The organism is Micromonospora rubida (genome assembly GCF_009908295.1).
GTDB lineage: Bacteria > Actinomycetota > Actinomycetes > Mycobacteriales > Micromonosporaceae > Micromonospora > Micromonospora rubida.
Map to the genome: position 1 here is coordinate 293,372 of NZ_JAAALO010000005.1, position 26,829 is coordinate 320,200.

The 26,829-nt window shown below is 71.7% G+C and carries 16 protein-coding genes; 3 read left to right on the top strand and 13 right to left on the bottom strand.

What is annotated here, in order from left to right; genetic code table 11:
- Entirely contained in the window at nucleotides 1–3,960 is a 3,960-nt protein-coding gene (locus GVV04_RS20485) for a non-ribosomal peptide synthetase (protein ID WP_161689690.1), read from the bottom strand.
- A 183-nt stretch (nucleotides 3,961–4,143) separates the two neighbouring features.
- Between GVV04_RS20485 and GVV04_RS20490 the strand changes: the two genes are divergently transcribed.
- Together GVV04_RS20490 and GVV04_RS20495 are read left to right on the top strand one after the other, a co-directional pair.
- Nucleotides 4,144–4,284, top strand: a complete 141-nt coding sequence (locus tag GVV04_RS20490; RefSeq protein ID WP_161689691.1) for a hypothetical protein — start codon at nucleotides 4,144–4,146, stop codon at nucleotides 4,282–4,284.
- A gap of 29 nt (nucleotides 4,285–4,313) precedes the next feature.
- Nucleotides 4,314–4,637 (top strand): CU044_2847 family protein, encoded by a 324-nt coding sequence (locus tag GVV04_RS20495; protein WP_161689692.1) that lies wholly within the window; start codon nucleotides 4,314–4,316, stop codon nucleotides 4,635–4,637.
- Nucleotides 4,638–4,781: 144 nt separating this feature from the next.
- Here the strand turns inward: GVV04_RS20495 and GVV04_RS20500 are convergent, their stop codons facing one another.
- Entirely contained in the window at nucleotides 4,782–8,765 is a 3,984-nt protein-coding gene (locus GVV04_RS20500; protein ID WP_161689693.1) for a S8 family peptidase, read from the bottom strand.
- Between the two features lie 28 nt (nucleotides 8,766–8,793).
- Here GVV04_RS20500 and GVV04_RS20505 point away from each other — a divergent pair, with 28 nt between their 5' ends.
- Nucleotides 8,794–9,933 (top strand): helix-turn-helix domain-containing protein, encoded by a 1,140-nt coding sequence (locus GVV04_RS20505; protein WP_161689694.1) that lies wholly within the window; start codon nucleotides 8,794–8,796, stop codon nucleotides 9,931–9,933.
- A gap of 40 nt (nucleotides 9,934–9,973) precedes the next feature.
- Here GVV04_RS20505 and GVV04_RS20510 read toward each other — a convergent pair whose 3' ends face one another.
- The 11 genes from GVV04_RS20510 to GVV04_RS20560 all read right to left on the bottom strand — a co-directional run bounded on the left by GVV04_RS20510 (nucleotide 9,974) and on the right by GVV04_RS20560 (nucleotide 26,772).
- On the bottom strand, nucleotides 9,974–10,402 hold the full coding sequence (locus GVV04_RS20510) for an ATP-binding protein (RefSeq protein ID WP_161689695.1): 429 nt from the start codon (nucleotides 10,400–10,402) through the stop codon (nucleotides 9,974–9,976).
- Between the two features lie 144 nt (nucleotides 10,403–10,546).
- A complete protein-coding gene (locus tag GVV04_RS20515) occupies nucleotides 10,547–11,833 on the bottom strand; it encodes a multidrug effflux MFS transporter (protein ID WP_328822484.1) in 1,287 nt (428 codons plus the stop codon).
- A 215-nt stretch (nucleotides 11,834–12,048) separates the two neighbouring features.
- Nucleotides 12,049–15,714: a discoidin domain-containing protein gene (locus tag GVV04_RS20520; RefSeq protein WP_161689696.1), complete on the bottom strand. Its 3,666-nt coding sequence runs from the start codon at nucleotides 15,712–15,714 to the stop codon at nucleotides 12,049–12,051.
- A 126-nt stretch (nucleotides 15,715–15,840) separates the two neighbouring features.
- Nucleotides 15,841–18,735: a galactose-binding domain-containing protein gene (locus GVV04_RS20525; RefSeq protein WP_161689697.1), complete on the bottom strand. Its 2,895-nt coding sequence runs from the start codon at nucleotides 18,733–18,735 to the stop codon at nucleotides 15,841–15,843.
- A 181-nt stretch (nucleotides 18,736–18,916) separates the two neighbouring features.
- Nucleotides 18,917–20,596, bottom strand: coding sequence for a glycoside hydrolase family 13 protein (locus GVV04_RS20530; RefSeq protein WP_161689698.1), 1,680 nt, complete (start codon nucleotides 20,594–20,596; stop codon nucleotides 18,917–18,919).
- Nucleotides 20,597–20,764: 168 nt separating this feature from the next.
- On the bottom strand, nucleotides 20,765–21,652 hold the full coding sequence (locus tag GVV04_RS20535) for a carbohydrate ABC transporter permease (protein WP_161689699.1): 888 nt from the start codon (nucleotides 21,650–21,652) through the stop codon (nucleotides 20,765–20,767).
- 14 nt (nucleotides 21,653–21,666) lie between these two features.
- Entirely contained in the window at nucleotides 21,667–22,623 is a 957-nt protein-coding gene (locus GVV04_RS20540) for a carbohydrate ABC transporter permease (protein ID WP_235966490.1), read from the bottom strand.
- 82 nt (nucleotides 22,624–22,705) lie between these two features.
- Entirely contained in the window at nucleotides 22,706–24,085 is a 1,380-nt protein-coding gene (locus GVV04_RS20545; RefSeq protein ID WP_161689701.1) for an ABC transporter substrate-binding protein, read from the bottom strand.
- Nucleotides 24,086–24,619: 534 nt separating this feature from the next.
- Nucleotides 24,620–25,621, bottom strand: a complete 1,002-nt coding sequence (locus tag GVV04_RS20550) for a LacI family DNA-binding transcriptional regulator (RefSeq protein WP_161689702.1) — start codon at nucleotides 25,619–25,621, stop codon at nucleotides 24,620–24,622.
- A 122-nt stretch (nucleotides 25,622–25,743) separates the two neighbouring features.
- Nucleotides 25,744–26,343, bottom strand: a complete 600-nt coding sequence (locus GVV04_RS20555; RefSeq protein ID WP_161689703.1) for a hypothetical protein — start codon at nucleotides 26,341–26,343, stop codon at nucleotides 25,744–25,746.
- An 18-nt stretch (nucleotides 26,344–26,361) separates the two neighbouring features.
- Nucleotides 26,362–26,772, bottom strand: a complete 411-nt coding sequence (locus GVV04_RS20560; protein ID WP_161689704.1) for a hypothetical protein — start codon at nucleotides 26,770–26,772, stop codon at nucleotides 26,362–26,364.
- Nucleotides 26,773–26,829 lie beyond the last annotated feature (57 nt).

A 26,829-nucleotide genomic window follows, 5' to 3' on the forward strand; every position in this document is an offset into this window, starting at 1 on the left:
TCAGGCCTCCTCGGTCCGGCCGGTGGCCGGGTGGTCGCTGTCGATGAGCGCGGCGATCTCCGGGGCCCGATCCCGGACGAAGTAGTGCTCGCCGCCGGGGATCACCTCCACGGACACGTCGCGGACCAGGCGGCACCAGTCGCGGTGGCGCTCGGTGAAGTTCTCGGTGGCCGGGTCGGCGTCGCCGAAGACGGCGACGGTGTGGGCCCGCACCGGGGTCGGCGGCGCGACGCGGCAACGGCGCAGGTGTTCCATCGCGCCGACGTGGTCGTGCCGGCCGGCCGTCATCATGTGCTCCACCGCCGCCCAGTCCAGGGCGCCGGAGAAGCCGCCGAGCCGGGTCAGGTAGCCGGCCCACTCCTCGTCGGAGGTGGCGCGCTCGGCGGCCAGCGCGGCGTCGGGGTCGTCGGCGGGCAGCGACGCGGCCAGGTACAGCCCGCGCAGGTCCGCCCCGGCGGTCTCCAGCCCCCGGGCCACGGCGGTGGCCATCACCGTGCCGGCGCAGTGGCCGTAGACCACCACCGGGCCGTCGACCCGGTCGGTCACCTCGTCGACGCAGCGCCGCACGACCTCGTCGAAGTCGAGGAAGTCGGCGGGGTCGCCGCCGGTGTCGTACCCGGGCTGGTTGAGGGCGAGCAGCCGGAACCGCCCGGGCAGCGCCTCGGCCAGCGGCCGGTACGCGATCGCGTTGCCCCCGCCGTACGGCAGGCAGACCACGGTCGTCGCCGCGTCGCGGCCGGGCGGGGTCAGCTCGTGCAGCAGTTCGCCGTTGCCGCCGCCGGCCCGGATCCGGTCGGCGAGCCCCCGGATCGTCGGGTTCTTGAACAGCTCCACCACGGGCACCGGGTTGTCCAGGGCGACCATGGTCCGCACGGCGGCGAAGGAGTCCCCGCCGAGGGCGAAGAAGCTGTCGTCGATGGTGACCTCGTCGACGCCGAGGACGTCGCGCCACACCCCGGCGATGCGCCGCTCGCACTCGTCGCGCGGGGCCTCACCGGTCCCGTTCCCGGACCCGCCGACCTCCTGGGCGGCGAGTGCCAGGCGGTCGACCTTGCCGTTGGGGGTGGTGGGGAACGCGTCGAGGACGACCAGGACCGCCGGGACCATGTGCGCGGGCAGCCTCTCGCCCAGCCCCGCGCGCAGCCGCTCGGTGTCGACCGGCCCGGCGGCGGTGAGGAACGCGGCGAGGGTGGTGTGCCCGGGGGCGCCCCGGGCCACCACGACCGCCTCGGTCACCTCGGGGAAGCCGCGCAGCGCGGACTCGATCTCGCCGGCCTCGATCCGCAGGCCGTGGATCTTCACCTGGAAGTCCATCCGGCCGAGCAGCTCGATCACCCCGTCGCGGCGGTACCGGGCCAGGTCGCCGGTGCGGTAGAGCCGCTCCCGCCGGCCGCCGGGCAGGTCGCGGTCGACGAACTTCTCGGCCGTCAGCTCCGGCCGGTCCAGGTAGCCGCGGGCCAGGCCCGCTCCGGCCAGGTGCAGCTCGCCGGGGACGCCGACGGGCTGCGGGTGGCCGGACCGGTCCAGCACGTACGCCCGCTGGTTGGCCATGGGACGGCCGTACGGGATGCTGGTCCAGGCCGGGTCGACCTCGTCCACCTCGTAGATGATCGAGTCCATGGATGCCTCGGTGGCGCCGCCGAGGGCGATGAACCGCGCCTGCGGGGCGACGGCGCGCACCCGGGCCGGCTGGCCGACCGGGATCCAGTCGCCGCCGAGCAGGGCCAGCCGCACGGTCGGCACCGCCTCGCCCTGGCGCTCCAGGTGTTCCAGCAGCAGGTCGAGCAGGGCCGGCGCGGAGTGCCACACGGTCACCCGGTGGTCGCGGACCAGCCGGGCCCAGGCGGCCGGCTGGCGAATCTCCTCGGGGGTGGGCAGCACGGTGGTGCCGCCCGCGCCGACGGTGCCGAGCAGGTCGTAGACGGACATGTCGAAGCTGGGCGAGGAGACGGCGAGCAGGGCGTCGCCGGGGCCGACCGCGAAGCGGGTGTTGAAGTCGGTGAAGTTGTTGACCGCGCCCCGGTGCCGCAGCGCGATGCCCTTCGGGTCGCCGGTGGAGCCGGAGGTGTAGATGACGTAGGCGAGGTTGTCCGGGGTGACGCCGACCTCCGGGCGGGTCTGCGGCCAGTCCCCGGCGTCGTCGTGCACGTCGACCAGGCGGGCCGCGTCCAGGTGGGCGGCGTCGAGCCGGTCGGCCAGGTCGGCCTCGGTGACCACGCCCCACAGGCCGGCGTCGCGGCACATGAACTCCAGCCGCCGCGCCGGGTAGTCCGGGTCCAGCGGCACGAACGCCGCGCCGGCCTTGAGCACCGCGAGCACCGCCACCGGCTGGGCCGGGGAACGACGCAGGCAGATGCCGACCAGGGTGTCCGGGCCCACCCCGGCCGCGACGAGCCGGTGGGCGAGCCGGTTGGCCCGCCGCTCCAGCTCGCCGTAGCTGACCGTGGCGTCGCCGCACACCAGGGCGGCGCGGTCCGGCTGCCGGTCGGCCCGTTCCTCGAACATCTGGTGCAGGCAGCGGTCGGTGGGCAGGTCCGTGGCGGTGTCGTTCCACCGCCACACCGCGTCGTCGACCTCCGCGTCGGTCAGCATGGTCAGCTCGGCGACCGGCCGGTCCGGCTCGGCGACCGCCGCCCGCCACAGCCGGACGAGGTGGTCGAGCATCCGGGCGACGGTGCCGTCGTCGAACAGGTCGCTGCGGTAGACGCTGTCCACCTCCGGCTCCGTGCCACCGCAGCGCAGCACGAAGCCGAGGTCGAACCGGGCGCTGGTGAACTCCGGCTGGATCGCCTCGGCGGTCAGCCCGGTGAACTCCGGCAGCCCGTCGGTGGTGTCGTCGAGGTTGACGTACACCCGGAAGAACGGCGCCTGGCCGCCGTCGCGGGCCGGGGCCAGCTCCTGGACGAGGGCGTCGAACGGCAGGTCGCTGTGGGCGAACGCGTCCCGGGTGGTGGTGGCGGCCCGGCGCAGCAGGTCGGTGAACGACGGCGTCCCGGTCAGGTCGGCGCGCAGCACCACCGTGTTCGGGAAGAAGCCGATCAGGTCGGCGAGGTCGGCCCGGTCCCGGGGCGAGTGGACGGTGCCCAGGGCGAAGTCCTCCTGGCCGCTGTAGCGCCGCATCAGCAGCCCCACCCCGGCGACGACGGCGTCGAGGAGGGTCGCGCCGCTGGATTCGGCGAGCGCGCGTACCCGGTCGAGCAGGTCCGGTTCGACGGCGGCGCGCAGGAACCCGCCTTCGGCGGACGCGGCGGCGGGGCCGGGCCGGTCGGTCGGCAGGTCCAGGGCGGGCAGGTCCCGCAGCCGGTCCCGCCAGTACCCGAGCTGCCGTTCGCGCAGCGGCCCGGCCATCGCCGCCCGCTCCCGGACGGCGTGGTCGGCGTACTGGGTGGGCAGTGGCGGAAGGTCGGCCGGCGCGCCGGTGGCCCCGGCCCGGTAGAGGGCCGCGAGGTCCCGGTAGAGCACCTGGGTCGACGGGGCATCGATGGCGATGTGGTGCACGCTGAGCAGCAGGATGTGCTCGGCGGCGGCGACGCGCAGCAGCCGCGCCCGCAGCACCGGGCCGTCGGCGAGGTCGAAGGGGCGGGTCTCGGCATCCTCGAACGCCGCGTCCAGCGCCTCCTCCCGGTCGGAGTCGTCCAGCCCGGACAGGTCGGTGACCGGGACCGGCACCGGGTCGGCGGGGCGGACCACCTGCACCGGCTCGCCGGCCTCGGCGCGGTACACCGTGCGCAGCACCTCGTGCCGGGCGACCAGCGCGGACACCGCGTCGGTCAGGGCCGCGACGTCGAGGTCGCCCCGGAACCGCAGCGGCACCAGCACGTTGTACGCGCTGCGCTCCCCCTCGATCTGGCTGAGCAGCCACAGCCGCCCCTGGGCGAACGAGGTGGGGGCCTTGCGGCACCCGTCCGGTTCGGGGCCGGGCCGGGCCGGCTGACGCGTCGGTTCGTACACCTCGGTCATGTCTGTCGCGACCTCCACTCCCTGGATCTCCGCGCGGCGGATGGGCACCGTCGGGCCGGTCGGATGCGAGTGGGGCGACGGTAGGAAGCGCCGGTTCGCGCCGGGTTACGCGCGGCGGCGGGCCGGCACCGGGCTGAGCGGGGCCGATGGCCATGCGACGCCTCGGACATGATGCCGGCGACGGTGACCGCGGCGTTCCAGTCCGCCGTGCTGCGGTACCTGGACGATCCCGCGCTGCTCGACAGGTTGTTGACCGAGCTCGATACCGTGCGGGGCCGGACGCCGGAGGACCAGTGGATGAGGCTGACCTGCCTCAGCGCCTGACGGCGGTCGATCGAGAAAGGACGTGGCCGATGACCGAGGTGGTCGAGTTCGCCCTGGACGGCGGCGGCAGCGTGCTCGTCGCCGTGGACGACACGCCGGGGATCGCCCCGGCCTCCGCCGCCGAGGACGTGCTGCGCAAGGCCGGGGTCAGCTTCAACCGGGCGATCGGCCAGGCGCGCGACGCGGCGTCCGCCGCGTTGACCGAGTTCCGGTCCATGGCCGACCGGCCGGACGAGGTGGAGATCAGCTTCGGGGTCCAGCTCAGCGCCGAGGCGGGCGCGCTGATCGCCCGCACCGGGGTGCAGGGGCAGCTCCAGGTGACCGTGCGCTGGCACCGGTCCCCCACCGCCTGACCGACGCCTCCCCGGGGACCGCCGCGCGGTGGTCGAGCCCGGCCCCCGCCGCACGCGAGCCCTCACCGGGCCGCTGTCCGGCGAGCGAGCGAAGCGGGGCCGGGATGACTCCCGGCCCCGCCCCACAACTGTGAACCTTCCTACCTAGCGCGCACTGCGGAGGCCGTAGGCGCGGTGCAGGGTCTGCTCGACGGTGCTGCCGTTCTCGTCGACGGCGTGGACGCGGATGCTGACCGCGCCCGTCGTCTGCTCCAGCTTCGGGTGGCTGATCCGTCCGCTGAACTTGCCGTTGTGCTTGTCCACCTTGACGGACTTCCAGTTCGCACCGTCATCGGTGCTCACCCACATCTTCAGGCTGCGCAGCTTCGGCGCGGCCAGGCCGTTGCCGTAGTGGCCGCCGATGGTGATCTCCTGCGACCGGCCGGCGACGGCCTGGTTGGCCAGGTCGACCTCCGTGTTGTAGCGCAGCCGCAGGATCTGCTCCGCCTGGCACAGCTCGGCCCGTCCCAGCAGGGTCTGGCCCATGCAGGACGCGAAGTCCGCGGTCTCGGCGGTCGGCCGCTGCGACCGGAACGTGTAGACCGCGTCCTCCTTGGTGGCGTACCGCTGCTGCGGATTTAGGGCGGTGGCGGTGTGGGTGAGCCGGTACCGGCCGGCTTCGGCCGGCACGTCGAAGGTGTCGACCGGGATTCGCAGCAGGAAGAAGATGGCGCTCACCAGGTATCCCCGCTCCTTGACGGGAATCTCCTGGCCGTCCCGCGACAGCGTCCACTCGCCGGGCCGGCCCTGCGTGCTGTGGCCGGCCTGGTCGAGCGATAGCGTGTCGAAGACCATGGTGTCGCCGGCGCGGCAGGTGTAGCAAGCGACGGCGCCCCACGGGTGGGCCAGCACGTTCGCGGGCGAGCCGTGCGGTCCGGTGGCGAGCGGTTGGGAGTTCCACGCCTCGGTGCGCCGTCCGGGCTTGGTGAAGATCTCGTTCGCCCAGGGGGCCGGCCCGTACTGGACCCCGTTCACCGGCTCGTCGTACGTGTAGTCCGCCGTGCGATTCCACAGCACGTCGCCGGAGATCGGGCCGACGTACTCGGTGACCGTGCTCTGCGCCCGGCGTGGCGCCGCTCTGGTAACCGCGGACACGAGCATGTCAGCGTGCTGGGCCGACCATACCTGGCTGACGGTGGCCGGGGCGTCGGAGTGGAACCGGTTGTCGATCCGGTAGACCTGCCGGTCGGTGACCCGGTAGGTCAGCTTCTGAGGCACGCGGCCGAGCTCCGGGAACGCCAGTACGTACCGATAGGGGCTGACCGCCGTACCGGAGGTGTTGACGCTGACCGCGCCGCCCTTCAGCCGTCCGAGCAGCGTCCGGGCCTCGGCCACCGGGATGCTCATCGTCGGGATCGAGTAGACCGGCCAGGTGGTGTCGCCGATCATGACGTGGCCCTGCTTGCCGAAGCCCAGCACCGCCGCAGCCCCGGCCTGCGCGGCGTTGCCGACCCGGGTGGCGACCTCCTCCCCGCACACGATCAGCGGGCAGGCGTCGGAGAGGTCGAGCAGCACCAGCTTGCCCTTCGCATCCACCGCGGCGAAGTCCTCGGTGGTGCCGGTGCCGGCATAGACCACCGGCAGGGTGCGCCGGCCGTCGAGCTTGGGCAGCACCGCGTCGGCTGCCTGGTAGCGCGGGTGCAGGTCGAGGCCACGCGGACCGCGCACCGACATGGCGATCTGCGGTGCGCCGAGCAGGTGCTGGCTGAACGCCTGGAACACGCCCTGCCGCACCGGCTTCGTGGGCAGCAGCCAGCCGTCCCAACCGTCGGCCGGTCGGGCCATCGCGGAGCCCTGCACGCCGCCGTAGTTGTTGGCGCCCAACCGCAGCGCCCCGAACACCATCTGGTAGTTGTCGCTGCCCTTCGGCGTGTCGACGGTGATCTTTCGGAGCTTGCGCAGGTCCAGGGTCACCGTGGTGTCCTCGGTGACGTCGAACTCCGGTTGCATGGCGATCGCGCTGTTGCGGCCGTCCGAGTCGAACCAGTCGACCAACACCGCCACGGCGTGTTCACCACCGTAGACGCGGGCCGTCGTCTCGGTCTCCGCGCCGCCGAGCACCGCTCCGCCGCGGTCCTTGCGGCCGTCGGTGCGGGCGAACACCCAGTTGCCGGGGTAGAAGTACGCCGGGTCCACCCCGTCCGGCAGGATCAGCTTGCCGGTGACCTGGAACGACTGGGGCTCCTTGTAGAGACCGATGGCGGTGCCGACCTCGATCCCCTCAGCGCTGGCCCGCAACGCGCCCTCGTACCAGGTGGACTCGCTGCCGGCTGCGGGGTGCACGGTCGCCGTCACGTCGGCGGTGCCGTTGGCCGGCACCGTCACGGTCTCCCTGTCGAGGGTGAGCATTCCGGCGGGGGCGTTGCCCTTGTCGGTGGAGAGCGTCGCGGTCAGCCGCAGCGTGACCGGCGTCGTCGAGTTGTTGACGTAGCTGACGGTGCGGCTCGATGCCGCGGTCTGCCCGTACGTGATCAGACCGAAGTCGAGGCTGTTGGTCGCGTACACCTGCTGGCGCACCGCCCGGGCCACGTCGACCCGGCCGGCGCCCTGCTCGTAGGCGCGACTTCCGGTGTCCTTGGCGGTGCTGACCAGCACCGGCTTGAGCTGCTTGGCCGCCCAGTCCGGGTGCTGCTGGCCCAGGATCGCCGCGGCGCCCGCCACGTGCGGGGCCGCCATCGAGGTGCCGTTGGCCGCCAGGTAGCGCTCACCGGCCGCGCCGCCCATGATGCTCGGCTCGGAGCGCGCGGCCACGATACCGACGCCCGGGGCGGAGATGTCCGGCTTGAGGCCATGGTCAAGTCGCCGGGGCCCGCGGCTGGAGAAGCTGGCCGTCTTGTCGTCGCGGTCCACCGCGGCCACGGTCAGCGCCGCCTCGGCGACGCCGGGCGCTCCCAGGGTCTGCGGGTTGGGGCCGCTGTTGCCGCCGGCCACCACGAAGAGCGTCCCGTACTGCGAGGTCAGGTTGTTGAGAGCGACACTCTGCGGACTGGTGTGGTCTCCACCGCCACCGAGGCTCATGTTGACGATGTCGGCGCCGGCCGCGGCCGCCCACTCCATGCCCGCGATCACGTTCCGGGTGCTGCCCGTGCCGTAGTCGCCGAGCACCTTGCCGACCATCAACGACGCGCCCGGGGCCACGCCCCGGTACTTGCCGTTGGAGGCGGCGCCGCTGCCCGCGATGATCGAGGCCACGTGGGTGCCGTGGCCGAAGTTGTCGTGGATGGACGGGGTGGAGGTGTGGTTCACCGCCGCCACGATCCGGCCACCGCCGAAGTCCGGGTGGTTGAGGTCGATGCCGCTGTCCAGGACGGCGACCTTCACCCCGGTCCCGTCGAGGCCGACCTTCCACGCCTCGGGCGCGCCGATCTGCGCCACGCTGCGGTCCAGCGTCGGGTAGACCCGCTGGTCCAGCCAGAGCTTGGTCAGCCCGGCACCCAACGTCGACGCACGGGCTCCCGCACCGCTCTGGGCACCCGCCACCGCGGCCCAGAAGTCGCCGGCCTGCTTCTTGGTCACGTCGAACCCGGCGCCGCCGACGCTGGGCAGCGCCGCCACGTCGGTGTTGGCCGGCAGGGCTTCGGCCCGCGCCTTCAGCGTGCTCGCGGTCGGCGACTTCGCGCTGCGCGCGCCGGTGCCGTACTGGGCGATCACCGGAAGCTCGTCGGTCAGGTCGTCGGTGTAACCGTTGTCGACCAGGTAGTCGACGTCGAACAGGGCCCGGTCCAGCTTGCCCGCGTCGACCAGCGGCATGGCGTCGGACGGGTAGACGAAGTACGAGTCGCCGTCGCGGACCTGCAGGAAGCTCATCGCGCCGCGGCCGGAGCGCAGCGCCGGCTCCAGCGTGACGCGCGGCGTTCCCTCCTTGTCCACCTGGTAGTGGACGACATCGCCGGTGATCAGGGTGACCCGACGCGCGCCCGGCGCGACACCGGCCGGGGCGGCCCCGGTCGGGGTGACGACGGCCGGAACGGCTGCCGGGACGGTCGGGAGGTCCGGGCGCGCCGTGGCCGGTGCGGCGCCGGAGAGGACCAGCCCGAGGACGGAAACCCCGACTATCGTGTCGCGCGATCTCCATCGTCGATGACTCATGGATGCTCCTTGGGATGCGGGACTGGGGATGGTGGGTCTGAGGATCGAGCAATACGCCACCAGCACGGAAGTGCTGGGCACGGCGCGTTCACGTCGCTGGCGTGAACCCGCCAACGACGGAGCCGACCTGATCAGGCATGATCAATACATGCTCGACGCCCTTGGCCTCGACGGCACCGAACAGCTCGTCTACCAGGCCCTGATTCGTCAGCCCAGCGCGTCGGTCGACGACCTCGGCGACATGACGCGGCTGACGCCACAACAGATCCACGACGCCTTGGCCGCACTCGAAAAGCTCGATCTGGTCCGTCCGGTGCCCGGGCCCGTCGTGCGGTACCCGCCCGCGCCGCCGGACGTCGCCCTGGAGGCGCTGATCCTGCGCAAGGAGGCCGAACTCAAGTTGGTCCGGGCCACCGCCCTGCAGCTCGACGATGCGTACCATCGTGTGCTGTCCACCCAGCATCCCACCGGGCTGGTCGAGATCGTCGTCGGCCGGGAGGCCGTCCACGAGCGCGGCCAGCGCCTCATCCGCGCCGCGCGACGGGAGATGTGTGCCTTCGACCGGCCGCCTTACCTCGACGATCCCCTCGCCACCAACCAGAACGAGCTCGACGCGCTCGCCAAGGGCGTGAACTTCCGGGTGGTCTACGACCGGGCCACCCTGGACATCCCCGGCTGGTGGTCAGGGCACTACCGGTCGGTCGCCGTCGCGGGCGAGCGTGCCCGGGTGGCAGCCGGAGTACCGGTCAAGATGTACGTCGTCGATGGCCAGATCGCCCTGGTGGCCCTGCAAACCAAACATCACACCATCCATGCCTCTGCCATCGTTCGCCCCTCGGAGCTGCTCGACGCCCTACAATCGCTGTTCGACACCCTGTGGCGGCAGGCGGTGCCGCTGCCGCAACTGCCGAAGCTCGGCGCGGCGGACCCGGGCCCGGAAGACCTCCCCCCGGCGCAAGCCGGGCCCACCCCGTTCGAGGCCACCCTGGTGTCACTGCTCGCCGCAGGCCTGGGCGACGAGGCGATAAGCCGCCAGACCGGTCTCTCCTACCGCACCCTGCAACGCCGGGTCCGGAGTCTGATGGACCAACTTGGCGCCCAGACCCGGTTCCAGGCCGGACTGCGGGCGGCGCATCGCGGCTGGGTCCGGCCACCGAGCGCAGACTGACGTGACGATCGCGGGCGCTGCTGGTCGCACCCGCTCGGCACTAGCCGCCGTCGGGGGCGGGGAGGCGCAGCTCGCACCAGACAATCTTGCCCTGGGGATCCGGGTGGCAGCCCCAGGCTGCGGCGAGGGTGTCGATCAGCCACATGCCCCGCCCGCCGAGCGCCTCGGGGCCCGGGCGGGCGAGCACCGGCAGCACCGGGTTCGAGTCGGTGACCTCCACCCGGACCTGGTCGGCGCGCAGACCCAGCCGCAGGCACAGCGGGGGCGGTCCGTACCGCACGGCATTGGTGACGATCTCACTGGTCAGCAACACGGTGGTGTCGGCGACCAGGTCCGGCACCCGCCACCGGTGCAGGTGCTCGGCGACGAAGCGCCGCCCCGCCGCGCTCGCGCTGCCGGCGTTGGGCAGCACGGGCAGGGTCGCCAGGTACGGCCAGCGAGAGGCGGAAAGCGCGGAATTCGGCGGCAACAGGCGCTCCAGAGGCGATGGCAGGCGGTGAGTGGTCCTCGTCGACGCCCAACGGATCGCCGCCGACCGGCGGCTGACGGCTGCCAGTGTGGCACGCCCGGCAGTACGGCAGAAGCGGCGCGGCCCCCGCGCGGCCCCGAGGGCTCAGTGCACCGCCACGACCACCGCGTCCGGCTCCAGCTCGGCGAGCCGGGCCGGCCGCACCACCAGCAGCAGGACCGCCGTCGCCGCCACCATCCCACCGGCGACGACTGCGGCCATCGCCACCGCGCCGGTGCCCAGCGCGCCCACCAGGGGCGCGGCCAGCGCGCCGACGCCGAACTGCACCGCGCCGAGCAGCGCCGAGGCGGTGCCGGCCGCCTCGCCGTGCCGGGACAGGGCCAGGGCCGGCGCGTTCGGCATCGCCAGGCCCGCCGCCGCCAGCACCACCCACAGCGACGCCAGCAGGCTCGGCAGCCCGCCGATCCCGGTCGCGGCGAAGGCGAGCAGCGCCAGCCCGGCCACGGTCCCCACGGCCAGGGCGGCCACGAGGATCCGCTGCGGCGAGTAGTGGCGCAACAGTCGTACGTTGCCCTGGGTCGCCGCGATCAGGCCGACCGCGCCCGCGCCGAAGGCCAGCCCGAACTGCTGCTCGTTCAGCCCGTACTGCTCCTGGAAGACGAACGACGACCCGGCCACGTACGCGAACAGCGCCGCCATGGCCAGCCCGGCGACCAGGACCAGGCCGACGAACGTGCGGTCCCGCAGCAGCGAGCCGTACACCCGCGCCGTTGCGCGCACCCCGCCGCGCCGGCGCCGTTCGGCCGGCAGCGTCTCGCGGAGGCCGAGCGCGGCGACCACGACGAGCAGCACTCCGAAGGCGGCCAGGGCGACGAACACGCCGCGCCAGTCCGTCCAGCGCAGCAGCCCGCTGCCGAGGGTCGGCGCGAGGATCGGCGCCGCGCCCATGACCAGCAGCAGCCGGGACAGCAACCGGGCGAACTCCGTGCCGTCGAACAGGTCGCGGACCACGGCCATCGCCACCACCGACGCGGCCGCGACCCCGAGTCCCTGCACCACCCGCAGCGCGCCGAGGACCGCGATGTTCGGGGCGACGACGCAGAGCAGCGACGCCACGACGTGCAGCGCGATGCCGGCGATCAGGGGTTTGCGCCGCCCGACGGCGTCGGACAGCGGGCCGATCACCAGTTGGCCGAGGGCGAGGCCCGCCAGCGTGCCGGTGAGGGTCATCTGGACCGCCGCCGACGTGGTGTCGAAGTCGGCGACGAGCGCGGGCAGTGCGGGCAGGTACATGTCGATGGTCAGCGGGCCCACCGCGATCAGCGAGCCGAGGACGAGGACGAGTCGCAGGCGCTGCCGCCGGCTCATCAGGTCGCCCGGCGTCCGGGGCGTCGCCGACGCCCCGGAGGCGTCGACACCGGCGGCGGTCACCGGGACGGCTCCGACCGGTGGGCGCGGCGTCGGGGAAATCGGTTCAGCGGTCACATCTGGCTGCAAACCCGGATCCGACGTGCTGATTCCCCTTCTCCCCGGAGGTGACAGACGTCACCGCCGGTGACGATCAGCCGCCGGCCCGGGAACGGAACCACTACGTGACCGGGCGCCGCCGGAGAGTCAAGCCTCCGGCGGCGCCCGGCGCTGGTGGGTCAGTTCCGGTTGATGGTGAAGGTGGACGTGGTGTTCTTGACGTCCTGGGCGTTGTTGCTCATCCGCAGGTTGTTGAAGGTGACCGAGCCGACGGCCGGGCCCTGACCGGCCTCCGGCATCTCGTTCACCCAGATCCCGAAGCCGGACTTGGCGTCGAACGCGTCACCGCTCTTGCGGGCCCCGCTGATCGACACGTTGGTGAAGATCGTGTCCTTGACCGGGAACTGCGGCTGGCCGCCGACGTAGTTGGTCTGGAACATGATGCCGCTGTAGGTCGGGTCGACGATGTCGACGTCGCTGACCCGGATGCCCTGGAACACCTTCGAGGCGGAGAAGACCCAGATCGCCGGGAAGGTCTGCCCGCCCCAGAAGTGCCCACCGGCCCGCACGATCGAGATGTTCTCGAACCTGGTGGGCGGGTCGGCCCCGAAGCCGTTCATCGGGTACCCGAAGTCGAGCGAGCTGATCGTGATGCCCGAGTAGACCAGGGTGTCCGCAATGTAGATGTTGCGGAACGTGTTGGCGTAGCCGCCGTAGACGGCCACCCCGGCGGCCCGCCAGGTCAGGGTGGAGGTCAGGTTCTCGTAGATGTTGTCCCGCATGTCGGCGCCACCCGCGTCGATCGCCGAGAAGAGCGCGAAGCTGTCGTCGCCGGTCGCCCGGGCGTCGTTGTTGCTGACCAGGTTGTTGGTGCTCCCGTTGGTCATGTTGATGCCGTCGGCGAACATGTTCCGGATCCGGGAGTTCTTGATGGTCATGTAGTCGGTGTTCGCGCCCCAGTAGAGGCACACCATGTGCTCGTTCCAGATGTTGTCGATCACGATGTTCGACACGTTGGAGAAGTCGAACACCTTGCCCGGGCCGTCGATCCGCGAGGTGTAGTTGCCGAAGTAGGCAAAGTTCGCGAACGACGAGCCGGCCGCCGAGTTCTCGGCGCGGAAGCCGATGTCGGTGTTGTCCTGACCCGACGGGGCGTTGAAGCGGGTGTACCAGGGGCCGGCCCCGGTCACCTTGACCGCCTTGCCGTACACCTGGAACTTCGACGCGGTCGAGTAGTTGCCGGCGGGCAGGTAGACCCCGACCAGGTTGCCGGTGGTGTCCATCCGCACCCGGTCCAGGGCGCTCTGCACGTCGGAGTGGGTGAAGCCGGCCGGCGTGGTGTACTTCGCCGGGTCCGGGTTGGCGATCGGCGCGACCTGCTCGGTGTTGACGAAGTCGATCGCGTACGTGGTGGTGTTCGCCGGGTCCTTCTGGAGCCGGATCCTGCTACCGGCCGGCACCGTCGAGTTGAGCATGACGTTGGCCTCGTCGTAGATGTGCCGCGGTCCGCCCGCGCCCGGCGAGTTGCCCGGGCTGGCCTCGGCCCCGTACAGCCAGGCGTACCGGGAGGTCAGGTCGATGGCCTTGTGGAAGGTGCCGTTGACGTAGACGTTCAGCGTGGAGTTGATCCCGCCGCCGCCCGGGGCGTCCGGGATGGAGAACCGGGTGACCAGGGTGTTGGAGCTGGCCCGGGTGGTCCACTCAACGTAGCTGCCGGTGGTGTTGAGGGTGACCGCGCGCCGCCCGGACGCCTCGCCGGCCGGGTCGCCGATGTCCCGGTTCGGCCCGATCACGGCCGCGCCGCCGCCGACCACGCCGTCCTCGGCCTCGTACATGTCATACGGCATGTTGGCGCCGCGCCCGACGAACAGCGGCCGTTCGCTGGTGTTGTTCTGCTGCTTGACCGGCAGCTCGTTGGCGTCGACGGCGAGCACCACCCGGACGGTGTACCTGCCGTTCGCGGCGGCCCAGGTGCCCAGGTTGACCGGGCCGACGGTGGCCCCGGCGTTGATCACGCCGGAGTACGAGCCGGTCAGGGTGCGGACCACGGTGCCGGCGTCGTTGAGCACGGTCAGCGTGATGCCGTGCGCCCCGGACGCCGACGCGACGGTGCCGGCGTTGCGCAGGGCGATGGTGAAGGTGACGGTGCTGCCCGCCGACGGGTTGCCGGGCGTCCAGTCGACCGACTGGGCGACCAGGTCCGAGCTGGCGACCGGGCTGACCACCAGCGGGGACGGGCTGGTGTAGCTGTTGTTCGTCTCGTCCTGCTCGATGACCGTGTTGGCCTCGTCGACCTTGGCGCTCAGCGGGTAGCTGCCCGCCGCGCGGGCCCCGATGTTCGCCGTGACGGTGGTCGAGGCGCCGGCCGCGAGGGCGCCGACGGTGGCGGTGCCGACCCGCACGCCGCCCAGGTAGAGGTTGACGTCGGTCGCGGCGGAGGCCAGCGTGCCGGCGTTGCGGACGGTGGCGGAGACGGTGACGGCGTCGGTCTCGGTGGGGTTGGCCGGGCTGGCCGACAGGCCGGTGACGGTCAGGTCCGGGTTCGCGGCCGGCGTGCCGACGACCTGGAACTCGGCCACCTGCCCGCCCGGGGCGCCGGAGTTGGCGGTGATGCTCAGCCGCACGTCGGCGGCGGTGGCGGAGACCGGGATGGTCACCGTGTTGCCCGACGCCGGGTTGAACGGGTAGCTGGCCGGGCCGGCCAGGCTGGTGAACGCCGAGGCGCTCTGCTCCCGGCCGAGCACCTGCACCGTCTGGGTGCGGGGGCCCCACGCGGAGTCCGGGTTCAGCCTCAGCACCACGGAGCTGACGGCGGCGTTCGCCCCGAGCTGCACGGTCAGGGTGCCCGGCTGGCCGTTGCTCTCCCAGTACGTCGCCGCGTTGTTGTCGTTGGCGTTGGTCGCGACGAACGTGTGCACGTACGACGACGCGGTGATCGGCTTGCCGACGGCCAGGTTGGTGCCGCCGGTGCCGCTGCCGGTGCGGGTCACCGTGTTGCTGTTCGCCGACTGGTTGCCGGCGGCGTCGCGCGCCCGCACGTGGTACGAGACGGTGGCACTGGCGGGCTGGTTGTCGGTGTAGGTCAACACGTTGCCGGCGACGCTGCCGCGCAGCGCGTTGTTGGCGTAGACGTCGTACCCGGTCACCCCTACGTTGTCGGTGGAGGCGGCCCAGGTCAGTCTGAGCTGTCCGCTGGCCGGCTGGGTGTAGGCCAGGTTGGCGGGCGCGCTCGGCGCCTGGGTGTCCCCGGTCGCCGGCCCGTACAGCTCGAACTCGGAGACCTGGCCGGCGGGCCAGCCGGTGTTGGCGGTGAGGTTGAGCCGGACGTACCGGCTGCTGGCGGCGGCGAACGTGATGGTCACCGTGTTGCCGGTCGCCGGGTCGAAGGTGTACCCGGCGGACGCCTTCAGGGTGGTGAAGGCCGAGCCGTTGGTGCTGCCCTGCACGGACAGCGTCTGGGTGCGGGTCTGCCAGGCGGCGGCCGGCGGCAGCTTCAGCACCACCCGGTCCACAGTGACGGTGGCGCCGAGGTCGGCCTGGAGCCACTGCGGGAAGGCGTTGTTGGCGCTCTCCCAGTAGGTGTCCGGGTTGCCGTCGTTGGCGTTGCCCGGGCCGTAGTTCTGGCTGACGCTGCTGGCGGTCATGGTGGCGGAGATCCCGGCGAGGGCCGCCGCGGTCGCGGGTGCCGGCGCGGCGGTCGGCGCCGCGCCGGCATGGGCCCCGGCCGGGGCGGTCGATGCGGCGGCTGGCAGGGCGGGGACGCCGGAGACCAGCAGTCCGGTGGCCAGCAGGCCTGCGGTCAGCCACCGGCTGGGGGTACGTCGTCTCGTGCTGTTTCCGGGCATGGCGGAGCTGCACCTTCTCTCGGGGGTGGTGGTGCCCGCCGCTGGCCGGGGGGGTGCCGCGGCGGGGTGGGGCTGCCGGGCCGGCCGGGTCGCGAGGACGGCCGACCGGCCCGGAGACTGGCGCCGTCAGGCGGAGTGGACCTCGAACTCGGAGAGCTGGCCGGCCGGCCAGGCGGTGTTGCCGGTGACGGTCACCCGCACGTACCGCTGGGTGGCGGCGGGGAAGGTGACGGTCACGGTGTTGCCGCTGGCCGGGTTGAACGCGTAGCCGGCGGCGGGCTTCAGCGTGGTGTACGAGGAGCCGTCGGTCGAGCCGAGCACCGCGACCGTCTGGGTACGGGTCTGCCACGCGGTCGCCGGGGGCAGCTTCAGCACCACCCGGGACACCGACCGGGCGGCGCCCAGGTCGACGGTCAGCGACTGCGGGAAGGCGTTGTTGGCGCTCTCCCAGTACGTGTTGGCGTTGCCGTCGACGGCGTTGCCGCCGCCGTACACGTCGGCGTGGCTGGTCTCGCTGACCGGACGCCCCAGCGCCAGGTTCCCGGTGGGCGGCGGCGTGGTGGGCGGGGGCGTGCTCGGTGGCGGAGTGGTGGGCGGCGGCGTGCTGGGCGGCGTGCCGCCGTACACCTCGAACTCGGAGAGCTGGCCCGCCGGCCACCCGGTGTTGCCGGTGAAGGTCAGCCGCAGGAACCGCCGGCTGCCCGCCGGCAGGCCGATCGACACGGCGTTGCCGGTCGCCGGGTTGAACGTGTATCCGGCCGAGGAGACGAGGGTCGAGTACGCCGAGCCGTCCGTCGAGCCGGCGACCGCGAGGGTCTGGGCCCTGGTCTCCCAGCCGGCCGGCAGCTTCAGCACGACCCGGTCGGTGTTCACCGTCGCGCCCAGGTCGACCGTGAGCGTCTGCGGGAACGCGCCGTTGGTGCTCTCCCAGTAGCTGGCCGGGTTGCCGTCGACGGCGTTGCCGGCCACGTAGTTCTGCGACGTGCTCGACGCGGTCACCGGCCGGCCCTGGGCCAGGTTCCCGCCGGTGGGCGGCGGGGTGGTGGGGGGCGGCGTGGTCGGGGGCGGGGTGGTGGTGGGCGGGGTGGTCGGGGTGCCGGTGGGCGGGGTGGTCGGGCCGTTGCCCCACTGCGGGGTCGGCCACGGCCCGCAGTACGGGGTGGCGGTGTACCAGCCGGAGTTGCCGGCGCCCTGACTAATCTGGAAGCCGCCGCCCACGCAGTTGTGCATCGGGTTGCCCTGCGCGATCCCGGTGGCCCGCACGCCCGCGAACGACACCTGGCTGGGCGCCTGCACCTGGAGCGCGTACGTCCCGGCGCCGTCGATCCGGACGTTGCTGAGGTTGATCCCGCTGCTCTGCCCCTCGATCCAGTGCAGCGCCGCGTAGGAGCTGTCCAGGATGTCGGTGTCGGTGACGTTGACCGTGGCGCCCTGGATCGCCTCGTTGAGCGCGGAGAACCAGATCGCGCCGACGCCGAAGTTCCAGTTGTAGTCGGAGTTGCCGTTGCGGATCAGGGTGTTGCGGGCGATCGTCCAGGTGCCCTTAACCGCCGTGGCGCCCTGCACCCCGGGGTAGCGGTTCGCGACGTGGATGCCGCCGCCGTTGGTCACCGAGTCGGCCGTCACGTTGTCGGTGATTCTGATGTCCCGGCCGCCGTAGCTGACCAGGTGGTTCGCCAGAACGGTGACGCCGATGGTGTTGTGGGTGAAGGAGTTGTTGACGTTCGGCACGCTCTGCGCCCACATCGCGAGGGCGTCGTCGCCGGTGTTGCGGACGAACGTGTTGGTCACCGTGGAATTGGTGACGCCCCAGTGGAAGTTCACCCCGTCGGCGGTCTGGTCGAGGATGCGGCTGTTGCGGATGGTGAGGTTGTCCATCGGGCCGTCCATCCAGGCCCCGACCTTGGTGTGCTGCATCCAGACGTTGTCCACCACCGAGTCGGTCATCGCGCCGCCCATGGCGTTGACCTGGTCGTCGTCGATCCGTTCCCGGATGTCGCCGATGATGGCGAAGTCGCGCAGGGTGACGTTGCGGCTCGGGCCGCCGGCCTCGTGCGGCCGGACCTCCCCGGTGTACCCGCCGCCGGGGACGTACTTGCCGTAGATGCCGGCGGCGCGCTTGCGGTCGGTGGGGTGCCGGCCGCCGAGCACCGAGTGCCACGGGCCCGCGCCGCGCAGGGTCACCCCGTCGACGACCACGTGGTCCCAGAGGGTGAAGGTGCCGGCCGGGATCCAGACCGTCCTGCCCTGGGCCCTGCCGGCGTCCACCGCCGCCTGGAACTTCGCCGTCGAGTCGGCGGCCCCGCTCGGGTCCGCGCCGAAGTCGGTCACCACGTCGAGGACGCCGGCGGGCTTGGCGATCGGCCCGCCGACCAGCTCGAAGTCGGCCAGGTCGATGGTGAAGGTCGGCGACTGGGCGGTCGAGGAGACCTGCAACCGGATCTTCGCCCCAGCCGGGTACGTGGTCCCGAACATCGCCCGGGTCTCGTCGTAGAAGTGGTGTGGGTTGGTGTCGCCCGGGTTGTTGTTGAACGGGTATCCGCCGTAGTACCAGCCGTACCGGGAGGTCACCGGGACGGCCTTGACCAGGGATCCGTTGGCCCGCAGGTCGATGCTGGCGTCCCGGCCGGTGCCGGCGGCGTTGTCCGGCAGGCTGTAGCGGAACGTCACCGCGTTCGCCGGGGCGGTCAGGGTGAACTCGACGTACTCGCCGACCGCGTCGAGGGTGACGGCCTCCCGGCCGGACGCCTCGGAGGGCAGCTGGCCGTAGTAGCGGGTCGGGCCGATCCTCGTGCCGGTGTGCGCCGCGTTCTCCGCCTCCTGCTCGACGAACGGGACGGTCGCGCCCCGGCCGGTGATGTCGAACGGGGACAGCCCGGCGGCGCGGGCGGGGGTCGCGGTGGAGAACGAGACGACCGAGACGGCGGTCGCCACGAGCGCGGCGCCGGCGAACGCGGCCAGCGCGGCGCGGGCGGGTCTTCCGGTGAGTGCAACGGTGGTGCCGGTGGTGTGGTGGGCCATGTGAGTGGCTCTCCGTTTCGTCAGCAGGCCAGGTCCCCCGTGGAAGGGTGGTTCGCTGCGGCTGCTCCTCCTTCCGGTCGTGCTGGCGGTGGGCCAGCGGTGCTGGGGCCACCGGCGGGACGGCCGATGGAGGGTGGCGCCGGCCGGCCGGGACGGACCGGCCGGCGCCGGAGAGGAACGGTCAGGCTGCCGGCGGTGCCTCGGCGGGCCGCGCCCGCTCGGCCGGAACCTCGGCGGGCGGCATGTCGGCGGTGCGCAGCCAGACGGCGGTGTCCGGCGGGAGGAGGTCGCCCTCCAGCGGCCGGCTGGCGAGCAGCCGCGCCTCGTGCGGGGGCAGCGGCACGGGGGCCGCGCCCAGGTTCACCAGGCAGGTGAAGGCGGGACCGCGGGCGAAGGCGAGCACCCCGTCGGGCGCGGCCAGCCAGCGCATCTCCCCGTCGCCGAGGCCCGGTTCGGCGCGGCGGACGCCGAGCGCCGCCCGGTACAGCTCCAGCATCGAGTGCGGGTCGCCGGTCTGCGCCCGGGCCGTGCGGTCCTTCCACTCGGCGGGCTGGGGCAGCCACGGCACCCGCGCCGCGCCGTCGGGGCTGAACGCGAACGGCGGCGCGTCGCCGGCCCAGGGCAGCGGCACCCGGCAGCCGTCCCGGCCGTGCCCCGAGCGTGCCCACATCGGGTCCTGGCGCAGCTCGGGCGGGACGTCCTCGACCTCCCACAGGCCCAGTTCCTCGCCCTGGTAGACGTAGGCCGCGCCGGGCAGGGCCAGGGTAAGCAACGCCGCCGCGCGGGCGCGTACGGTGCCCAGTTCCAGGTCGGTGGGGACGCCCTCGCGCTTGGTTGCGAAGCTGAACGTGGTGTCCGCCCGGCCGTACCGGGTGACGTGGCGGGTCACGTCGTGGTTGGAGAGCACCCAGGTGGCCGGGGCGCCGACCGGGGCGTGCGCGGCGATCGTGTCGTCGACGCACCGGCGCAGCGCCGCCGCGTCCCAGGCGCAGCCGAGGAAGTCGAAGTTGAACGCCGAGTGCAGCTCGTCGGGGCGCAGGTAGTTGGCGAACCGCTCCCGGTCCGGCAGCCACACCTCGCCGATCAGCGCCCGGTCGCCCGGGTACCCGTCGGCGATCCGCCGCCAGCCGCGGTAGATGTCGTGCACCGCGTCCAGGTCGATGAAGGGGCTCGGGGCGTCGTCGGTCACCTCGGGCAGCGCCGGGTCCTTCACCAGCAGCGCGGCCGAGTCGATCCGTATGCCGTCGACCCCCCGGTCGAACCAGAACCGCAGGATGTCCTCGAACTCGGCCCGCACGCGCGGGTGGTCCCAGTTGAGGTCGGGCTGCTCGGGGGCGAACAGGTGCAGGTACCAGTCGCCGGGGGTGCCGTCGGGGTTCGTGGTGCGGGTCCAGCAGTCCCCGCCGAACTGGGACACCCACTCGGTGGGCCGCTGGTCGCCGCCGGGGCCCCGGCCGGGGCGGAACCAGAACAGCTCCCGCTCGGGGGCGTCCGGGCCGCCGGCCAGCGCCGCCTGGAACCAGGGATGCGCGTCGGAGCAGTGGTTGGGAACCACGTCGACGATGATCCGGATGCCCCGCTCGTGCGCCTCGGCGATCAGCGACTCGGCCTCGGTGAGGCTGCCGAACACCGGGTCGATGTCCCGGTAGTCGGCGACGTCGTAGCCGGCATCGGCCATCGGGGAGGGGTACCAGGGGCTGAACCAGATGGCGTCGATGCCGAGCGCGGACAGGTGATCCAGCCGGGACCGGATGCCGGCGATGTCGCCGATGCCGTCGCCATTGCCGTCGGCGAAGCTACGCGGGTACACCTGGTAGATCACCGCTCCACGCCACCACGGACTGTTGTCTGCTGTGGGCACGAGCACCTGCTTTCTGCGTTGGTACGTCGGCGGGTTCGCCGGACCTGGATGTGTGTCGGGCGAACGGTCGTTGTTCGCCGCGGTAGGTCGCGCTGGTGGTACGCCGGTGCGTCGGCCCGTCGTCGAGCCCGCCTGAAGGCTGCGGTGCTCGGCGTCCGCGCCTTCGGGCTATCCCTTGAGGCTTCCGGCGGTCAGACCGGACATGATGTTCCGCTGGAAGATCAGGAAGACGACGACGGTCGGGATCGCGGCGATGACCGACGCGGCGATCACGATGTTCATGGGTGTGCCGCCCGAGAAGGCGTAGATGCCGACGCTGACCGTCCGGGTCTCGGGCGACGGCATGACCAGCTTCGGCCAGAGGAAGTCCTTCCAGACCGCCGTCACGGCGAAGATCGAAACCACACCGAGGATGGGGCGCGACATCGGCAGGATGATCGACCACAGCGTGCGCAGCGGCGTCGCCCCGTCCACGAGGGCCGCCGCCATCAGCTCCTCCGGGATCGAGTCGAAGAACCGTTTCAGCAGAAAGATGTTGAACGCGTTCGCGACGGCGGGCAGCCAGATCGCGAACGGCGAGTCGAGCAGGTTGAGGTGCAGGATCGGCAGATCGATCACGGTCACGTACTGCGGAACGATGAGGACCATCGCCGGGATCATCAGCGTGGCCAGCATCAGGCCGAGGATCACGTTGCCGAACGCCGGTCGGAGCTTCGACAGGGCGTACGCCGCGGTGGTGTCGAGGACGAGTTGGAACAGCAGTGCGCCGGCCGCGTAGTAGAAGGTGTTGAACAGCAGCTTGGCGAGGTCGAGATTGGTCCACGCGTCGACGTAGTTCTGCGGCTGGGGATCCTTCGGGAACAGCGACGGCGGGGTCTGCGCGATCTCCTGGCCGGACTTGAGCGCGCCGGTGACCATCCAGTAGAGCGGCCCGAGGAAGACGAGCGTGAAGCCCACGACGACGACGGTGAGCAGCGTCCAGTAGATGATCCTGCCGCGCCCCCGCCTGAGCTGGGCGTGGGAGATGAGGGTCCGGGTCCCGGAGTCCTGTGCCATTTCCTCGCCCCGTCCTAATCCTGTTTCGTGCTCAGCCGCACGTAGACGGCGGAGAAGCCGGCCAGCACCACAAGCATGATCACGCCGAGCGCCGCGGCACCGTTGAGATCACTCTGGAAGAACCCGTGCTGGTAGATGAGGTACGCCACCGAGGTGGCGGAGTCCTCCGCGCCCGTACCGTTCGCGAGGATCAGTGGCTCGATGAAGAACTGCATCGTGGCGACGATCTGCATCATCGCCAGGAGCCCGAGGATCAGCCGGGTCTGCGGGATCGTCACGTTGCGGATCCGCCGCCAGATCCCGGCGCCGTCCAGCTCGGCCGCCTCGTAGAGCTCGCCGGGGATGTTCTGCAGCGCCGCCAGGTAGATGAGCACCGCGCCGCCCATGTTCATCCAGGTCGACGCGATCACCATCGCCGGCATCGTCATCCCGGCCGACTGCATCCACTGCGAGGTGGGCAGGTGCAGCGCCTTGAGGATCGAGTTGAACAGTCCCGCGTCGCTGGGGTCGTACGCGTAGAACTTGAAGAGGAAGAGCGCCGACGCCGGCGGCAGCATCACCGGCAGGTAGACCAGGATTCGCAGGTATCCCCTGGCGTGGCGGAACTCGTTGAGCAGGATCGCCACGAAGAACGGCACCGCGTACCCGAGCACGAGTGCGAGGACCGTGAAGTAGAACGTGTTCCTCCAGGCCGTCCAGAAGCTGGGGTCGGCGATGATGCGGTCGTAGTTGTCCCAGCCGACCCAGGTCGTGACGCCGCGCCGGGTGCGCTGGAAGCTCATGACGACGCCACGGATCATCGGATACCAGGAGAAGAACGCGAAGCAGGCCACGGCGCCGAGCAGGAACCCGTGCCCGGTGAGGTTGTCTCGTACCTTGCGGCGAAGGCTCTCCCGCCGCGGCCCTGCCGGGCCCGACGAGGCGGGGCGTCCCGGTTCCCTCCTGGTCCTCGGGACGGTGGTGATCGCCAAGGCATCTCCTGCGTGATTCGGTGACCGGACGGTGCGGCGAGGAGGGTGTGGGGGCCGGCGTGCCGGCCCCCACACCATCGGATCAGCTCTCGGCGGCGAGGAGCTTGTTGACCTTGTCTTCGGCCGTGGAGAGGAGCGCGTCGATGTTCGCGTTCGGGTTCGTCAGCACACCGGACATCGCGGCGTCGAGCACCGCGTAGATCGCCTGCGCGTTGCGCGGCTCACCCTTGATCGGCACCGGGTTCGCCTCGAAGGCCGCGAAGTTCGCGGTGTCGAGGTTCGCGTTCGCCTTGCGCAGCTCGAGCTCCTGCTTCTGGGCGTCGCTGCCGTTGGCGAAGAGCAGCGGCTGGGGCAGGCCCACCGGGTAGTTCTGCGGCTTGGCCCGGACGTAGTCGAACTGGCCCTTACCCGGCGTCAGCTTCTGGTACGCGATCCACTTCAGACCGGCCTTGACCTGCTCGGGAGAGAGACCCTTCTTGAAGAAGTAACCCTCGCCACCACCGAGCGTCCCCGACGCCTTACCGTCCTGGCCGGGCAGCGGGGCCATCGCCCAGTCCTGGAACTTGCCCTGGAACTGGCTGACGATCGCCTGGGTGGCGTCCGGCGCGCCGATGAACATGCCAACCTTGCCCGCGCCGGCGTTGGTCAGCAGGTCACCCCACTGCAGAAGCTGGCGGGCGCCCATGCTGTTGTCGCCGTACCGCATGTCCTTGAGGTTCTGCAGGACCTGCTTGCCCTTCGCGTTGTTGAAGTCGGCCTTCTTGCCGTCCGGGGTCAGCACCTGGCCGCCCTGTGAGTAGAGCAGGGAGGTGAAGTGCCAGCCGCCGGTGTTGCCGGCGCTGTACTCCGCGTAGCCGGCGATGCCGTTGCCCTGTCCGGAGATCTTCTTGGCGGCGGCCCGCACCTCGCCCCACGTCTTGGGCGGGTTGTTCGCGTCGAGCCCCGCCTTCTGGAACAGGACCTTGTTGTAGACCAGGCCCATCGAGTAGTTCTTCACCGGTACGGCGTAGAGCTTGCCGCCGTCGCTGAAGACCTCCTTGAGTGCGGGGTCGACGCTGTCCCAGGTCGGGACCGTGTCCTTGGTGGCGAACTCGGCGATGTCCATCGCCTGACCGGAGTCGAGCACCTGCTGGAGATCGGTCATGTATCCGTAGAACACGTCGGTCACGGTGCCGCCGGCGAGGCGAGCGGTGAAGTCCGGCGGGTTGTTGCACTGCTCGCCGACGCTGACGCTCTTGATGACGATGTCGGGGTTCTGCCGCTGGAACTCGGCGACGTCGTCGTTCCAGTTCTTCAACAGCTCTTTCTGGGAGCCGACCGGCTGGCAGTCGACGGTGATGGTCACCTTGCCGCTCGCATCGTTCGCTGCGTCGTCGCTCTTCGTGGAGCAGGCCGCGAGGCTGAGCCCCAGGCCGGCCACGAGCGCCAACGCCGCAGCCTTCCGGTACTGCGGTACGGACATCTGTCCATCCCTTCGGGAACGGGTGTCTCCATGAGCTCGCTGAGCCGCGATGACCGTCACCGTGGCCCTGCTGCTGATCCGTAATCGGCCATGCGATCCGGCCCCGGTGGTTGCGTCCGGTGGGCCAGGTTGTGAGTGGAGTCACTGTAGCGAGGCGAACTCATCTCCGCAAGGTATCGATCTCGTCGTGAAAGGACACGACTGGCGGACGACAGAAATTGACAAGGCCCGGAGAAGGTTCGGGATTGTGAGCTTCGTCCTCTTTGGAGGTCGGGCGGGCTGAGGCTGGGCGGGTCGGCGGATCGCGGGCCGGCGCTGCTCGCGGTCGGCAACGACGAAACGGCCGCCGACCGCGAGCAGCGGTCGACGGCCGGAGGGGCGCTCGGCGACGAGGGAGGCGGACCGTGGCCGACGGCCGGGTGGTCGGTCAGCGCCCGGCGCGACGGTCAGCGGCGCGACAGTCAACGGTGGGAACGGTGGCCAGCGGCCGGGCGGACCCGGGTCAGCGGCCGGGGCGGGCGCGGTGGAGCCGGGTCAGCGGCCGGGGGCGGGCGCGGTGGAACCGCGTACCACCAGCTCGGGCTCGAACAGCAGCTCGTCGCGCATGACGCCGGCACCGTCGATCTGGGTGACCAGCAGGTTCACGGCGGCCTGGCCCATCATCTCGATCGGCTGCCGCACGGTGGTCAGCGGCGGGTCGGTGCAGGTCATGAACGCCGAGTCGTCGAAGCCGACCACCGACACGTCGCCGGGCACCGACAGCCCGAGTCGGCGCACCGCACGGATCGTGCCCAGCGCCAGGACGTCGCTGGCGCAGATGACGCCGGTGACGCCCCGGCCGACCAGCTTGGCGGCGGCGACCCGGGCCCCCTCCATCGAGAAGCTGGACCGCTCCACGCACTCGTCCGGGTCGGCCCAGCCGGCGATCCGGGCCAACGCGGCCAGCTTGCGTCGCGACGGTACGTGGTCCTCGGGGCCCAGCACGATGCCGATCCGCTCGTGGCCGAGCGACCGCAGGTGCCCGTACGCCTGCTCGACCGCGACCGCGTCGTCGGTGGAGACGCGGGGGAAGTCCAGCGCGTCGACGCCCGCGTTCACCAGCACGACCGGCAGCCCTCGGTCGGTCAGCCGGCGGTAGTGGTCGTGCGAGGCGCCGGCGAGCGCGTACGACCCGCCGGCGAAGATGATGCCGGACACCTGGTGGTCGAGCAGCATCTCGACGTAGTCCGACTCGGGCACGCCACCGATGGTCCGGGCGCAGAGCGCCGGGGTGTACCCGCGCTGGGCCAGCGTCCCGGTGACGACCTCGGCGAGCGCCGGGAAGATCGGGTTCTGCAGCTCGGGCAGCACCAGCCCGACCAGCCGGGCCCGCTCCCCCCGCAGCTTGGTGGGCCGCTCGTAGCCGAGCACGTCCAGCGCGGTGAGCACGGCGGTGCGGGTGGACTCGGAGACGCCACCGCGCCCGTTGAGCACCCTGCTGACCGTCGCCTCGCTGACGCCCGCCTTCCGGGCCACCTCGGTCAGTCGCTTCGTCACGCCGTAATGCTACGTCACGCCTCTGCAAAAACTAAGCAGCGTGGTGACGCAGAAAGTCATCTACTTGACGCGAACCGACTGGGTTGCAACAACCGTCGATGAGGTCGGACGCCCTGGGGTCGTCACGCTGACCCGCGCCTGCCCGGTTCCCTGAGGTGCAGGTGCAGTGCGCCGTCGTGCATGACGCGCCCCGGGTCGCGCCGCACCCATGCCTTCGCCGCCGGCCCGATACGCCAGTTGCGGACCGGCTTGCCTGCGGCCGTCATCAGGTGCGGGGAGGTAACCCCGTTGAGCGCCTTCCACGCAAGGCCGATCAACTCGACGAAGTCCTTCTGAACCCGGTCCGCCTCGGCATCCGGGAACCACTTGAAGGCCAGCCGGCCGGGCTGCATCTCCTCGGGCTGGGTCGCGACCGGCCGGTATCGGCCGCCCGTCGCTTCGAGGACGTCGGCGTCCGTCGTCCACACGCGCGTGTGCAGGTACTGGATGGCGGGCCCCACCACGCCGCCGTCCCGGCCGAGGAGACGCAGGAACGCCTGGACGCCGGCGTGCCGGGCCGCGGACGACAGCGACTCGTGAAGGACGACGCCCGATTCCCGGTCGTGCGTCGCCCACTGCGCGAGCCCTCCGATCGACGGCGCCACCGCGTCGCTGAACGCGGAGACGTCCTCAGGCAGCATGAAGGTCAAGGTCTGCTTGGAACGCGAGCCGGGCTCGAACAACGTCCTTGTCCCCCGCCTTCACCGAGGTCCCACGGCCTCGGCACACCACGTGACGATTGCGGCCTTCAGCTTGTCGACAGAGTAATCGATCTTTGTGCGGACACCGTCCGGGCTGAGGAATATGGCCTTGAAGGGCCACGGCCCCTCCAGGTGACCCACATACTCCTCTGTGTCGTCGGTCAGTACGGCCGCGCGCCCGTCATCCAGGGTCACAACCCAGTAGGCACCGCCGTCCTCGTGGTCGTAATACATGTGTATCCGGGCCGCATCGATGCCCGCCGCCAACAGCGTGCCGATGACGTCGTATCGATTTGCGGTGCGATCGGGATGCGGCATCTCCCTCCACTCCACCCGGCTCGCGATGAGCGGCACCTGCCCGGGCCGGGTGAAGCCCGGTTCGGGGCGGTCGGCGGCGTCTCCCACATGCATGTCGACGTGACCTCCTTCGTGACGGTTCCGGCGATGCCCGACGATGCTGCCACCCGC